Source organism: Phycicoccus ginsengisoli (assembly GCF_054779295.1).
In genome coordinates this window covers 38,776-52,837 of the sequence record NZ_BAAGYN010000011.1, presented here as the reverse complement: position 1 = coordinate 52,837, position 14,062 = coordinate 38,776, and the positions used below count along the sequence as shown (strand labels likewise).

The 14,062-nt window shown below is 71.4% G+C and carries 8 protein-coding genes and 1 pseudogene; 3 read left to right on the top strand and 6 right to left on the bottom strand.

The features are described 5' to 3' along the window. Window positions 1-17 precede the first annotated feature (17 nt). Window positions 18-518, top strand: a complete 501-nt coding sequence (locus ACYVDO_RS16995) for a MarR family winged helix-turn-helix transcriptional regulator (RefSeq protein ID WP_460938056.1) — start codon at window positions 18-20, stop codon at window positions 516-518. 78 nt (window positions 519-596) lie between these two features. Here ACYVDO_RS16995 and pulA read toward each other — a convergent pair whose 3' ends face one another. Both pulA and ACYVDO_RS16985 read right to left on the bottom strand, forming a co-directional pair. Next, window positions 597-6,407 carry a pullulanase-type alpha-1,6-glucosidase gene (pulA, locus tag ACYVDO_RS16990; protein ID WP_460938054.1) on the bottom strand — a complete coding sequence of 1,937 codons (5,811 nt, stop codon included), beginning with the start codon at window positions 6,405-6,407 and terminating at the stop codon, window positions 597-599. Between the two features lie 113 nt (window positions 6,408-6,520). Further along, a pseudogene (locus ACYVDO_RS16985) lies at window positions 6,521-8,201 on the bottom strand (ABC-F family ATP-binding cassette domain-containing protein). 201 nt (window positions 8,202-8,402) lie between these two features. Here ACYVDO_RS16985 and ACYVDO_RS16980 point away from each other — a divergent pair. Next, a complete protein-coding gene (locus ACYVDO_RS16980; protein ID WP_460938052.1) occupies window positions 8,403-9,296 on the top strand; it encodes a hypothetical protein in 894 nt (297 codons plus the stop codon). A gap of 19 nt (window positions 9,297-9,315) precedes the next feature. On the opposite strand, the gene truA is transcribed toward ACYVDO_RS16980, so the two are convergent. Next, window positions 9,316-10,170 carry a tRNA pseudouridine(38-40) synthase TruA gene (gene truA, locus ACYVDO_RS16975; RefSeq protein WP_460938050.1) on the bottom strand — a complete coding sequence of 285 codons (855 nt, stop codon included), beginning with the start codon at window positions 10,168-10,170 and terminating at the stop codon, window positions 9,316-9,318. 48 nt (window positions 10,171-10,218) lie between these two features. Between truA and ACYVDO_RS16970 the strand changes: the two genes are divergently transcribed. Further along, window positions 10,219-11,385 carry an MFS transporter gene (locus tag ACYVDO_RS16970; protein ID WP_460938048.1) on the top strand — a complete coding sequence of 389 codons (1,167 nt, stop codon included), beginning with the start codon at window positions 10,219-10,221 and terminating at the stop codon, window positions 11,383-11,385. 64 nt (window positions 11,386-11,449) lie between these two features. On the opposite strand, the gene rplQ is transcribed toward ACYVDO_RS16970, so the two are convergent. The 3 genes from rplQ to rpsD form a co-directional block, all read right to left on the bottom strand. After that, the gene (gene rplQ, locus ACYVDO_RS16965) at window positions 11,450-12,181 is read right to left on the bottom strand and encodes a 50S ribosomal protein L17, sunset domain variant (protein WP_460938046.1); all 732 of its coding nucleotides are present in this window, start codon (window positions 12,179-12,181) and stop codon (window positions 11,450-11,452) included. 71 nt (window positions 12,182-12,252) lie between these two features. After that, on the bottom strand, window positions 12,253-13,287 hold the full coding sequence (locus ACYVDO_RS16960; RefSeq protein WP_460938044.1) for a DNA-directed RNA polymerase subunit alpha: 1,035 nt from the start codon (window positions 13,285-13,287) through the stop codon (window positions 12,253-12,255). 152 nt (window positions 13,288-13,439) lie between these two features. Continuing rightward, a complete protein-coding gene (gene rpsD, locus ACYVDO_RS16955) occupies window positions 13,440-14,048 on the bottom strand; it encodes a 30S ribosomal protein S4 (RefSeq protein ID WP_460938042.1) in 609 nt (202 codons plus the stop codon). Window positions 14,049-14,062: the final 14 nt, after the last annotated feature.

Here is a 14,062-nt window from a genome sequence, read left to right as displayed (position 1 = left end):
ACTGGCACACTGGGCGGGTGAGCGAGCAGGAGCGCGACTGGGTGGACCAGCACGTCGACCGCTGGCGGACCACGTTCCGCGGCTTCGACCCCGAGGTCGAGGGGATCATGGTGCGGATCGGCGCGCTCAACCGCCACGTCAAGGGGGCCAACACGGCGGCCTTCGAGGAGCTGGGCGTGGGCCAGTCGGAGTACGACACCCTGCACACCCTGCTGATCCAGCCCGAGCCCAACGAGGCGACCCCGGCCCAGCTGGCCGAGGCCTGTCACGTCACCCGCGCGGCCATGACCTCCCGGCTCGACCGGCTGGTCGAGCTCGAGTACGTCACCCGAGAGAGCGACCCGCTGGACCGGCGCCGGATCATCGTGCGGCCCACCGCCGCCGGCCGGGAGATCTGGAAGCGGGCCCTCGAGCTCGCGCTGGTCAGCGAGAAGAAGACGCTCGAGGTGCTGAGCCAGCAGGAGAAGGTCGAGCTCAACGCCCTGCTGCGCAAGGTCGTCCTCGGCCTGCAGCGCTGACCCGCCCCTGACACGGGTGTGCGGCGCGACCCGTCGTCGCGCCGCACACCCTTTCCCCTGGCCCCCCGACCGGGGAGCTCAGCGCTGGACGAACACCGCCACGGTCCGAGGCGGCACGGTCGCCGTACCGCTCGTGGCGTCCCACGTGGCCGTCTTCACGACCGGGTCGGACCCGACGGCCTGCACCGGCGACAGCGCGAGCGAGGCACCGGCGAGGCCGGGCACCTTCTGCGCCACCGCGTCGGGCGAGGCGTTGAAGACCACGACCAGCCCGCGCAGCGACGGGTCGGCCTCCGTACCCTTCGTGTCGTCCACCCGCATCGCGATGACGCCGGGGTGGGCGTCGGCGGTGCCGCTGGCCGGGAAGGACACCTTGGCGTCGATCGCGTCGGCCGTGCCGAGGCGGAACAGCGGCGTCGAGAACCGCAGCCGCAGCAGGTCCTGCGCCGCTGCGCTCGCACCCTGCACCTGGGCCGCAGTGGGCTTGAGCGCCGGGTTGGCGAGCAGCGGCTTCTGGTACTGCCACTTCGACTCGTTGTCGCCCTTGAGCGGCAGGCCGTGGCCGAAGCCGTTGTCGGCGCCGGTCCAGTCGAGGGTGTTGAACCAGTCGCCGCTGTCGTAGCTGTTGCGGTCCAGCGACTTGCTGCGAAGGAGGTCGGCCCCGGCGTGCCAGAACGACGGGGTCTGCGACAGCGCGGTGGTGGCCAGCGACAGGGTGTTCATGCGCACCCGGTCCGCCATGGTCGTCGCCACCGGCAGCTTGTAGGTCAGGCTGTCGAACAGTGTCTCGTTGTCGTGCGCGTCGACGTAGGAGATGACCTCGTCGGGCTGGTCGGCGTACCCGGCCGGCGAGCCGTTGTAGTCGACGTCCTTGCCCTGGGCGACCTGCCCGGACCCGTTGAGCCGGAACGAGAACGAGCGCAGGTTGCCCGCGAGCCCGAGCTCCACCAGGTCGGTGTCGTGCTTGAGCCGGGAGTCGGCGTGCTGGTTGGCGCCCGAGTCCCCGTTGGGGTCGGTCGCCTCCCCGCTGCCGAAGCCCTGGGTGCGCGGGTCCTCGTCGAAGGGCCCACCACCGCGCACGGCGTCACGCAGGCGGTCCGAGAACGTGCCGATGTGCGTGCCGCCGAGCTGGCCCTGGGTGGCCTGCTCGAACCGCGCGTTGTTCGCCACCTCGCCGAAGTTCCAGCCCTCGCCGTAGAGGTAGATGCTCTTGCCGTCGACACCGTCCCTGGCCAGGGTCAGCCGGTCCAGCGCCGCCCGGACGGCGAGCATGTTCGCCTTGGAGGCGTGGCCCATCAGGTCGAAGCGGAAGCCGTCGACCTTGTACTGCTTGGCCCACAGCACCACCGAGTCGACCATGACCTTCTGCGCCATCGCGTGCTCGGTGGCGACGTTCTGGCAGCAGGTCGAGGTCTCGACCGCACCGCTGGCGTTGAGCCGCTGGTAGTAACCGGGCACGACCTTGTCCAGGACGCTGGTCGGCGCCTGCCCCGAGGCCGGGGTGTGGTTGTAGACCTGGTCGAGGACGACCCGCAGGCCGTCACGGTGCAGGGCGCCGACCATGGTCCGGAACTCCGCGACCCGCGACCCGCCGTCGGCCTTGGCGGCCGTCGAGGTGTACGAGCCCTCGGGTGCCATCCAGTGCCACGGGTCGTAGCCCCAGTTGAAGGCGTCCTTGGCGCGCGCGGCGTCGACGCAGGCCTGCTGCTTGTCGCTGTCGGGCGCGGCCGAGCGGAAGTCGGCGCAGCCCGGCTGGTCCTCGGGACGCTGCTGCTTCGCCGGGTCCTCGGGGATCGACGCGATGTCGAAGGTGGGCAGCAGGTGCACGGTGTTGAGCCCGGCCGCGGCGAGCGCCTTGAGGTGCTTGGTGCCGTTGCCGTTCTCCGCGAACGCGAGGTACGAGCCCCTGTTCTCCGCGCTGACCGTGGAGTCACCGACCGAGAAGTCGCGCACCTGCAGCTCGTAGATGGTGGAGTCCACGTCCTGCTTGAGCGGCGGCGACTTCGTGGCGGCCCAGGCTGCCGGGCGGTATGCCGGGTCGGCCAGGTCGACGGCGACCGACCTGGTCGAGTCGAGCGTGAGCGCCACCGAGTACGGGTCGGTCACGGGGGTCGTCTCGACCTTGCCCTCGGTGGGCACCCAGACGGTGACGTCGTAGAGGTACCGCGCGTTCTTCGCCCCGGCCGTGGCCGACCACGAACCGTCGTCGGAGCGCTTCATCGGCGTCCGCGTCGCCGCGCTCACCGACGCGTCAGCCGGCGAGCCCGGGGCCCACGTCAGCAGGTCGACCCGGTGCGCCGTCGGCGCCCAGACGCGGTAGCTCGGCCGGCTGCCGCGGAAGGTGACGCCGTAGGCGCCCTTGCCGGCGTCCGCGGCATACACGTCGTCGAGGACGTAGGCCGTCTGCACGCCGGTCGCGTCGAGCAGGCGGTGCACCGTGTCGAACATCCCGACGGCGACCTGGCCGCGCAGGATCTCGGGCACCTGCTTGGCCGTCTTCGTGTCGAGCCGCAGTGCGAGGTAGCCCTTGAGCTCGGGGTGCGCTGCGACGACGGACGCGGGCAGGCCGCGGGAGTCGTACGTCAGCGGTGCGGACGAGCCGCCGGTGACCGCCTCGGCGTCGACCGCCAGGCCGCCGTCACGGGCCCACGCGAGGTCCCACTTCAGCAGGTCCGGCTCGGCACCGTCGGGCACCATCGAGGCCGGCCAGGCGACGAGGTCGCGGCTGACCCAGACGGCGCGCTGCTTGGTGATGTCCGGAGCTGTCCCGGCCCGCGCGACGGTGGTGGTGATCTCGTGGGTGGAGCGCTTGTACGAGATCGTCACGAGCATGCCGTCGTTCGGGACCGTGAGGCTGACGTTGGCGCCGCCCGGGGCGCCGCCGGCCCCGTAGTTGACGTCCCAGCTGAGGCCCTCGGCCACCTTGAACTGGTAGGTGCCCGCGGGGATCTGGGTCGTCGAGAAGGTGTAGGTGCCGTCGCCGTCAGGGTCCTCCAGCCACGGCTTCATGCAGTCGGGCGACCAGTCGGCGCACCCGCTGATCTTGCTCTGGAAGCTGCCCGGCGCCGTGATGATCGGGCCCTGCGCGTCCGAGGTCACCCAGTGGGTGGCGTGGTCGTAGTAGAAGGAGACCGGGCCGGTGGCAGGCGTGGTGTAGGAGATGTTGTCACCGTTCGGCCGGGCGCCCGCTCCGTAGTTCTCGTCCCACTTCCTGTTGATGGCCGCCTTGTAGGCGAACGGCCGGCTCGCGGGCAGGTCGGTGTAGGTGCCCTTCCAGACCTGGTCCTTGGCGCCGAGGGCGAGCTGGGCCTGCGGGCAGTCGGGAGCCCAGTCGCCGGGGCAGCCCATCTCGCTGTTGTGGTCGCCCGGGACGCTCACGGCGTCCGGCTGGGTCACGGGACCGACGCCCCCGCCCCCGCCACCGCTGGCCTTCGGGTCGCCGACGATGCCGTAGGAGGACGTGGCCGACACGTGGCCTGCCGTGTCCTTGGCGATGGCGCGGTACTCGAGCAGGGTGCCCTTGGCCAGCCCGGTCACGTCGTGGAAGACGCGGTAGGGGGCGTTGTCGTCGGTGCCGAGCGGCGTCCACGCGGTGGTGCCGACGGGGCGGTAGGCGAAGCTCACCTGCGCGAAGGTGTTGTCCGGGATGGCCGCACCGATCTCGGCCCGACCGCCCACGACGTCACCGGCGCCGGGGGACGTGAGGTACACCGCGGGAGCGGACTTCGGCTGGTCCATCGGCGTCATGGCCTTCCAGACCGAGACCGACTGCGCCGGCAGCGTGACGGTCAGGCGACCGTCCTTGGCAGAGCGCACCGACGACCTCGTGCCGTAGACCGGTGCGAAGCCCTGGTTGTGGCCGTAGGTCGCGAAGGTCGCCGACTTGGCGGTCGAGGCGTTGTTGAGGGCCACGACGTACTCGGTGCGCTTGGCCTTGTCGATGCGCGAGAAGGCGAAGATGCCGGACGAGCTGCTGGCGTACCGGTGGACCTGCGCGCCGTCGGCGAGTGCGGGGTAGGCGGCTCGGACGGCAGCGAGGTCCTCGATGTGACGGTACAGCGGCGCCGTGGTGTTGTAGCGGTCCTTGGAGCCGCTCGTGTCACCGAGCACCTGCTCCGTGGCGTACGACTCGGTCTTCGTCGCGAACATGTCCTGCCGGGCGGCCTTGTCACCGCCGGAGCCCATGAAGCCCTGCTCGTCGCCGTAGTAGGTGATCGGCTGGCCCCGGGTGAGGTACATCAGGGAGTCAGCGAGCTCGACCCGGCGCAGCAGGTCGGCCTTGTCGGCACTCGCGCCCTTGAGCATCATCGCGACCCGGCCCATGTCGTGGTTGCCGAGGAAGGTCGGCAGCTCGTAGGCGTTGGAGTCGGTGTCGGTGTAGTAGTCGTCGTCGGCGTACAGGTCGCGCAGGTCGGTGCCGGCCTTGCCCTGCACCCAGTTGACCGCCTGCTGCTGGAACCCGAAGTCGAGGGTCGCGGGCAGCCTGCCCGTGGTCGTGTACTGGCTCATGAACGACGGTCGGGCGTCGTACACCTCGCCGAACATGAAGAAGTCGTTGTTCCCGTCGTGCCGCGCCTGCTGCAGCATCGCCGGGCCGAAGCTCTGCCAGAACTCCATGTTGACGTGCTTGACGGTGTCGATCCGGAAGCCGTCCACCCCGAAGTCGACCCACGACTTGTAGATGTCCTCCATGCCCTGCTGGACGTTCAGCTTCTCGGTGAAGAGGTCGTCGAGCCCGACGAAGTCGCCGTACTCGGCCGACTCGCCGGCGAAGGTCGAGTCACCGCGGTTGTGGTAGTTCGTCACGTCGTTGAGCCACGAGGGCACCTTGACCGTCGAGTCGGCGGGGGTGTTGAAGTACGGCGTGTAGGGGAAAGACGTGGCCGGGTCCATGGCCGGGAAGCCGGGCTTGCCGGCATACGCCTTGTCGTCGAAGACCTTGCCACCGGCGTCCTTGTACGGGTACGCCGTCTTGTCCCGGTAGGAGTACTGGCCCTCCTTGTAGTTGATGACGTCCGCGGTGTGGTTGGTGATGATGTCGAAGAAGACCTTCATGCCCTTGGCGTGGGCCTTGGCGATGAGCGCCTTGAGGTCGGCGTTGGTGCCGAGGTGCGGGTCGACCTGGGTGAAGTCGGTGATCCAGTACCCGTGGTACCCGGCGCTGTCGTTGGGCGGGGTCCCCTGCACGGGGCGGTTCTTGAACGACGGCGTGAGCCAGATCGCCGTGGTGCCGAGGCCCTTGATGTAGTCGAGCCTGGACTCGATGCCCTTGAGGTCGCCGCCGTGGTAGTAGCCGCTGTTGGTCGGGTCGAACCCGGTGACCGACTTGTCACCGGTGAGGCCGCCGCGGTCGTTCGACGGGTCGCCGTTGGCGAACCGGTCGGTCATGACGAAGTAGTAGCGCTCCCTGGTCAGCCCGGCGCGCAGCGAGTCGGCGGCCATCGCCCTGTCCTGCGCGCTCACCCCGCCCGCGAGGTCGAGCGGCCGGATGCCGAGCTGGTGCGTGGTGTCGTCGTAGGAGAACTCGAGCTTGGCCGGGCCCTTGAGGACCAGCGGGATGTTCGCCCCGTCCTTGGCGCCGCCGGCACCGTAGTTCTCCGACCACGAGTGGTCGATGACGACCTTGAGCTCGTACGACCCCGCCGGAACGGTGAAGGTGCGGGTGTACGTCGAGCCGCCGCCGACCTGGGTGAGGTCGGTGGCCGTGCACTCGGCCTGCCAGTCGGCCGAGCACCCCAGCTCGGACTGCAGCGACCCCGCCAGCGTGGCGGTGCGGGGGGCCGCGTCCGCGGCGGAGGCGGGCAGGGCCGCGGCGAGGGGGACCGCCGCTCCCGAGATGACGACTGCCGCACCGGGGAGGGCGGCGAGGAGGCGGCGGCGACCGGCCATGACAGCTCCTTTGCTGCGAGGGGGACGCTGCACCCTAGGACCGGGCAGATCGGACCCGCCAGAGCCGGTGTGCAAATTTCCGCAAGAAATTGCGAAGTCTTGACCTTCGCAGGTCAGCGGGCCCGCGCCACCCTGCCCTCGTCCCACGGGGCCGTCCGACTCGTACACCCGGCCGTCCTGGCCGAAGACGAGGAACCGGTCGAACCCGCGCGCGAACCAGCGGTCGTGCGTGACCGCGAGGACGGTGCCCTCGAAGGCCGCGAGCCCCTCCTCGAGCGCCTCGGCGGAGTGCAGGTCGAGGTTGTCGGTCGGCTCGTCGAGCAGCAGGCAGGTCGCGCCCGAGAGCTCGAGCAGCAGGATCTGGAACCGCGCCTGCTGGCCTCCGGACAGCGAGTCGAACGTCTGCTCCGAGGCCCGGGCCAGCCCGTACCGGTCGAGCACCCTGGCGGCCTCCTCACGCGGCCGCCCGGCGCGGTGCTCGTCCCCGCGGTGCAGGATCTCCAGCAGCGTCCGGCCCGCGAGCGCCGGCTGGTCGTGGGTCTGGGCGAACCACCCGGGGCGGACCCGGGACCCGAGCCGGAGCCGGCCCGTGTGCGCGACCGGAGCAGGACGGACGTCACCGACGGGCTGGTGCTCGACGTCCGGGTCGGAGCCGCCGGCCGCCACGAGCCGCAGGAAGTGGGACTTGCCCGACCCGTTGCTGCCCAGGACGGCGACCCGCTCGCCATACCAGACCTCGAGGTCGAACGGCCGCATCAGGCCGGTGAGCTCCAGGCCCTCGGCGATGACGGCGCGCTTGGCGGTCCGGCCGCCGGTGAGCCGCATCCGCACGTTCTGGCGCTGCGGCACGGCCTCGGGCGGTCCGGCCTCCTCGAACCGGCGCAGCCGCGTCTCGGCCGCCTGCAGCTTGGGCGCCATGTCGGAGTTGTAGGCCGCCTTCTGCCGGTACATCACCACCAGCGCCTTGAGCTTGGCCTGCTCCTCGTCCCAGCGCCGGCGCAGCTCCTCGAGCTTGGCGTTCCGGTCCTCGCGCGCCCGGTGGTACGTCGAGAACCGCCCTGGGTGCACCCACAGCGTCGACCCGGCCGCGCCCGGCTCCAGGGTCGCGATCCGGGTGGCCACGCGGTCGAGCAGCTCGCGGTCGTGGCTGACGAAAAGGACCGTCTTGGGCGAGGAGACGAGCTGCTCCTCGAGCCACCGCTTGGCCGGCACGTCGAGGTAGTTGTCCGGCTCGTCGAGCAGGAGGACCTCCTCGGGGCCGCGCAGCAGGGCCTCGAGGACGACCCTCTTCTGCTCGCCCCCGGACAGCGTCGCCACCCTGCGCCACTGGGACTGCTCGAACGGGATGCCCAGCGCGGCGACGGTGCAGACGTCCCAGAGGGTCTCGTACTCGTACCCGCCGGCGTCGGCCCAGTCGACGAGCGCCTGCGCGTAGGCCAGCTGGTCGGCCTCGCTGTCGCGCTCCATCATGAGCAGCTCGGTGCGGTCGATCTCCGCGGCGGCCCGGCGCACCGGCTCGGGCGCCACGGAGACCAGCAGGTCACGGACCGTCGACTCGTCGCGGACCGAGCCGATGAACTGGCGCATCACGCCCAGCCCGCCGGACCGGGTCACCGTGCCCTGGTGGGCCACGAGGTCTCCGGCGACGATCCGCCCCAGCGTCGTCTTGCCCGTGCCGTTGGGGCCGATGAGCGCCACCTTGGCGCCCTCCCCCACCCGCAGGGACACCTCCGCGAGCAGCGGCCTGCCGTCGGGCAGGACGAAGCCGACGGAGTTGATGTCGAGGTGGCCCACGAAAGCCATGGTCCGGCACGGGGGGCGGCCCGTCACCCCCTTTTCGCGGGCCCTGTTCCGCCGAACGGAGGAGAAGCAGGTAAAGGGTTGTCCAAGTTGTCGCGAGGCACCCTCCACTGCACCGGACACTGGATGCAGTCCGCAACGAAAAAGCCGCCAACGGACGCAACCGGCCACGTGCGCCGAAGGAGGAATTCCAGCGTGACCCGCAGCCTGCGCCTGAGCCACGCCCTGGTTAGGGTCGCGGTCGTGGCTCTGCTCGCGATCACGGCCGTGGGGGCCACCGCCGCGCTGCGGGCCGAGGCGGTCGTCGAGCAGGTCCCACCCGGCGCCGCACGGGCGATGTGGGTCTGGGACACCAGCAACCCGCAAGCCGTGGTCGACCTCGCCGTCGACCGTGGCATCGGTCAGCTGTATGCCGCGGTGCCGCCCACCGTGGGCAGCTCACCCCAGCTGGCGCAGCTCACCCAGCTCAGCACCCTGGCCCGCCAGCGAGGCCTGCGCATCGACGCCCTGGGCGGCGACCCGGGCTGGGTGGACAACCCCACCTGGGTGGTCGACAACTGGCTCAGGCCGGCCATCGCGACCCACCTGTTCAGCGGGGTCCACGTCGACATCGAGCCGTACGCCACCGCGGCCTGGCAGACGAAGCGCGCGACGGTCGTCCGCACGTACCTCTCCACCCTCGACACGCTGGTCAAGGCCGCGGGCACGGTCCCGATCGAGGCGGACATCCCGTTCTGGCTCGACGAGGTCCCGGCCGGCACGTCGACCCTCGACCGCGAGGTCATGCGCCGCACCAAGGGCGTCACCGTGATGGCCTACCGCAACACGGCCGCGGGCCCCGACGGCACGATCGCCCTGTCCGCGAAGGCGGTCGCCGCCGGCACGGCTCTCGGGGTGCCGGTGCGGATCGGCCAGGAGACCGACGACCTCGGCACCGACCCCGTCGAGGTGAAGCAGACGTTCCACGGCTCCACGCTCGCGCAGATGCAGGTGCAGCTCGACCAGGTCGTCGCGGCCTACGCCTCCTCGCCGTCCTTCGCGGGGCTGGCGATCCACAGCGCGGCGGGCTACGCCGCGATGGCGCCCTGACACACTGACGGCCGGGCGCTCACTCCAGCGTCCGCACCGACCGGGCCTCCTGCGCGCGCGTCGCGAGCTGCCCGTCCTCGGGATAGACGACCTCCTCGAGCGAGAGGCCGTGCGGCGGCATGACGACGACTCCGGGGTCGCGCCGTGCGGCGCGCAGCACCTCGGCCGGCCACCCCACCGGGCGGCGCCCCTCCCCCACCGGGACCACGGCGCCGACGAGCGAGCGGACCATCGAGTGGCAGAAGGCGTCGGCGACGACCCGGGCCTCCAGGACACCGTCGGCTCCGCGCTCCCACCGGTAGTCCAGCAGTGTCCGGACCGTCGTCGCCCCCTCGCGGCGCTTGCAGAAGGCGGCGAAGTCGCGCAGCCCGACCAGCGACCGGGCGGCCTCGTCCAGCAGGCGCTCGTCGAGCGGGCGCCTGGTCGCCACCGTGTCCCGGCGCCGCAGCGGGTCGACCGCCTCCGGCCGGTCGCACAGCCGGTACCGGTAGCGGCGGCGCAGGGCCGAGAACCGGGCGTCGAAGCCGGCCGGGGCCACGCCCACGGCCCGCACCACGACGTCCGGCGGCAGGATGCCGCGCAGCCGGGTCAGTGCGGAGGCCTCGGGTGAGCGGTCCGACCGCCCCGGCAGGGCCGCCCAGGCCTGGGGGTCGGGGTCGAGGTGCACGACCTGGCCGCGCGCGTGCACGCCCGCGTCGGTGCGGCCGGCGACGACGAGCCGGACGGGTGCGGTCGCGCGCAGCAGGGTGCCCAGCGCGGCCGAGAGCTCGCCCTCGACGGTTCGCAGCCCGGGCTGCGCCGCCCACCCGGAGAAGTCCGTCCCGTCGTAGGAGACGTCGAGGCGCACGCGCAGGGGCGGCGACGCGGTCGACATGGTGGCGAGCCTACCGACGGTCCGGGCACCCTCTGCCACAGTGGGGCGGTGACCGGCACGGACCTCGACCGCACCCCGCTGTCCACGCACCGTCGGGCCGTGGCGGCCGCCTTCGGCGCCCAGGGGCTGCTCTTCATCTCGCTCACCACCCGGCTCCCGCGGTTCCAGGACCAGTGGGGGCTGAGCGAGCTCGTGGTCTCGGGCCTGCTGCTCATGGTCGTCCTGCTCGCCGGGCTGGGCTCGGTGCTGGCGGAGCTCGGGGCCAAGCGCGCCGGCAGCGCCACGGTGCTGCGCGGCGCCCTGGTCCTCGCCGGCCTCGGCCTCGCCGTGGTGGCCCTCGCCCCCGTCGAGCCGGTCTTCGTGGCGGGCCTGGCGGCATACGGTCTCGCGCTCGGGTCCATCGACGCCACGACGAACATGCAGGCGGTCGCGCTCGAGCACCGCTACGGCCGCACCATCCTGCCGACGTTCCACGGCGCGTGGACCCTGGGCGGCATCGCGGCCACACTCGTGGCCATCGCCGTCAGCGGTGCCGGTCTCACGGTGGGCCTGCTGCCGCTCGCGGTGCTGGGCGCCCTCGCTGCTGCCGCACCGTTCCTGCCCCACGACGTCACGCCGGTGGCCCCGGCCGCAGCCTCCGCCTCCGTCCCGTGGCGGCGGATCCTGGTGCTGGGGGCGGCGATGGTGCTCTTCTACATGGTCGACACCGCCGCCACGACGTGGGGCCCGGTCTTCCTCCGCTCGGCCCACGACGCACCGAACTGGCTGCTCCCCCTGGCCACGCTGCCCTACCTCGTCGCGAGCGGCGCCTCCCGGCTCGGCGGCGACGCGGCGGTCGACCGGTGGGGGCCGGTCCCCCTCCTGCGGTCGGGGGCGGTCGTCGCGGCCGTCGCCCTCGCGGTCATCGTCTTCTCCCCGATTTGGCCCGTCGCCGTGCTGGGGTTCACGGTGCTCGGCGGGTCGGTCGCGGTCATCGCGCCACTGAGCTTCTCCGCCGCGGCGGCCGTCGCCGGGGGCGGCGTGGACCCCGAGGCGCGGCGGGCACGGGTGGACGCCGTCATCGCCCGGTTCAACCAGTTCAACTACGTCGGCGGCCTGCTCGGCGCGGTGCTGACCGGCGCGGTGGGCGCGGGCTCGTTGCGGATCGGCTTCGCCGTGCCGATGGTGCTGGTGCTGCTGATCCTGCCGCTCGCCGGCGCGTTCCGCGACGCCTGAACGCGGAACGGGCCGCCCACCCCCGCAGGGGTGGACGGCCCGTTCGGCTGTCGTGCTGCTGGCGTCAGGCGCCGGCCTTGGTGAAGCCTGCGGCCTCGGCGTCCTTGGCGGACTTGAACCAGAACTCGGCGTGGGTCTGCTCGAACCACTGGCCGTCGGGCTCGTGGTACTTGCCCGAGTCGCGGTTGCCCTTGACCGTGTAGGCCTCATCGGGCGAGGAGCCGTCCTCGTTCGCGACGACGGCGCCGGCCGGGACCTCGATGGCCTCGGTCTCGGTCGCCTCGGACTCGGTCGCCTCGGTGGTCGTGGCCTCGGTCTCCTCGACCTTCGCCTCGTCCTCGGCCGCCTTGGTCTCGGCGGCAGCGTCCTTGGCCTCGGCCTGCTTGGCGGCGCGCTTGGTGGCGGCCTCCGCCTCCTTGACCGTCGCCTTCTTGGCCACGGGCTCGCGGACGAGCTCGATCACGGCCATGGGGGCGTTGTCGCCCTTGCGGGCGCCGATCTTGGTGATGCGGGTGTAGCCGCCCTGGCGCTCGGCCATGTCGGGCGCGATCTCGGTGAAGAGACGGTGCACGACACCCTTGTCGGAGATGACGGACAGGACCCGGCGACGGGCGTGCAGGTCACCGCGCTTGGCGAAGGTCACCAGCCGCTCGGCCAGCGGGCGCAGGCGCTTGGCCTTGGCCTCGGTGGTGGTGATCGAGTCGTGCTCGAACAGCGACGTGGCCAGGTTGGCCAGGATCAGCCGCTCGTGCGCCGGACCGCCGCCGAGACGGGGACCCTTGGTGGGGGTAGGCATTTCGTAGGTTCTCCTTGGTGTGTGACCGACCGGGCCCGGCAGGGCCGGTCCCGGCGGTCAGCGGCGGTTGGTCAGAGCTGCTCGTCCTCGGCCAGCGCGCGGCCGTCGTCGGAGAAGTCGTCGTCGTAGTCGCCGTAGTTGTCGGCGATCGCGGAGGGGTCGAACCCGGGCGGGCTGTCCTTGAGCGCCAGGCCCATGCCGGCGAGCTTGGCCTTGACCTCGTCGATCGACTTCGCACCGAAGTTGCGGATGTCGAGCAGGTCGGCCTCGCTGCGACCCACGAGCTCACCCACGGTGTGGATGCCCTCGCGCTTGAGGCAGTTGTACGACCGGACCGTCAGGTCGAGGTCCTCGATCGGCAGCGCCAGGTCGGCGGCCAGGGCGGCGTCGGTCGGCGACGGGCCCATGTCGATGCCCTCGGCCTCGACGTTGAGCTCGCGGGCCAGGCCGAACAGCTCGACCAGCGTCTTGCCGGCGGAGGCCATCGCGTCACGCGGGGCCATCGAGTTCTTGGTCTCGATGTCGACGATCAGCTTGTCGAAGTCGGTGCGCTGCTCCACGCGGGTGGCCTCGACCTTGTAGGTCACGGCCAGCACCGGGCTGTAGATCGAGTCGACCGGGATGCGGCCGATCTCCTGGTCACCGGACTTGTTCTGCTGCGCCGAGACGTAGCCGCGACCGCGCTCGACAGTCAGCTCCATCTCGATCTTGCCCTTGCCGTTCAGCGTGGCGATGTGCAGGTCGGGGTTGTGCACCTCGACGCCCGCCGGCGGGGCGATGTCGGCGGCGGTGACCGCGCCGGCGCCCTGCTTGCGCAGGTACATCACGACCGGCTCGTCGTGCTCCGAGGAGACCACGAGCTGCTTGATGTTGAGGATGATCTCGGTGACGTCCTCCTTGACCCCGGGGATCGTGGAGAACTCGTGCAGCACGCCGTCGATGCGGATGCTGGTGACCGAGGCGCCCGGGATGCTCGAGAGCAGGGTGCGACGCAGGGAGTTGCCGAGCGTGTAGCCGAAGCCGGGCTCGAGGGGCTCGATGACGAAGCGGCTGCGGTTGTCCGCAACGACGTCTTCGCTGAGCGTGGGGCGCTGTGCGATGAGCACGCTGTTTCCTTTCCTTCGGCGACCGCTATATGACGCCGATGAAGTCGCCGGTTCTCAGCCGGCCGGCCGGTCCACCTCTGTCCGTGGTCCGGGCCAGACCCCGCCGTATGCCGCGTGCGCGAGGTGGGCACGCGGCATACGCACGTGGTGGGTCAGTTCTTCGAGTAGAGCTCGACGATCAGCTGCTCGGTGAGGATCGTGTCGATCTGCTCACGGACGGGCAGCTGGTGCACCAGGATCTGCAGCGAGCCCGGGACGACCTGGAGCCAGGCCGGGGTCGGGCGGTCGCCGTAGGTCTGGCGGGCCAGCTCGAACGGGAAGGTCTCCACGGACTTGGCGCGGACGGTGATGATGTCGTACTGCTCGACGCGGTAGGACGGGACGTCCACGCGCACGCCGTTGACCTCGAAGTGGCCGTGGGTCACCAGCTGGCGGGCCGCACGACGGGTGCGGGCCAGGCCGGCGCGGTAGACCACGTTGTCCAGGCGGGACTCGAGGATCTGCAGCAGGTTCTCACCGGTCTTGCCCGAGCGGCGCGAGGCCTCCTCGTAGTAACCGCGGAACTGCTTCTCCATGACGCCGTAGGTGAAGCGGGCCTTCTGCTTCTCCTGCAGCTGGGTGAGGTACTCCTTCTCCTGCATCCGGCGACGGCCGTGCTGGCCGGGCGGGAAGGGACGGAGCTCGAAGTTCTTGTCACCGCCGACGAGGTCGACCTTGAGGCGACGAGACTTCTTGGTGATGGGTCCGGTGTAACGGGCCATGGTTCTCTACTCTC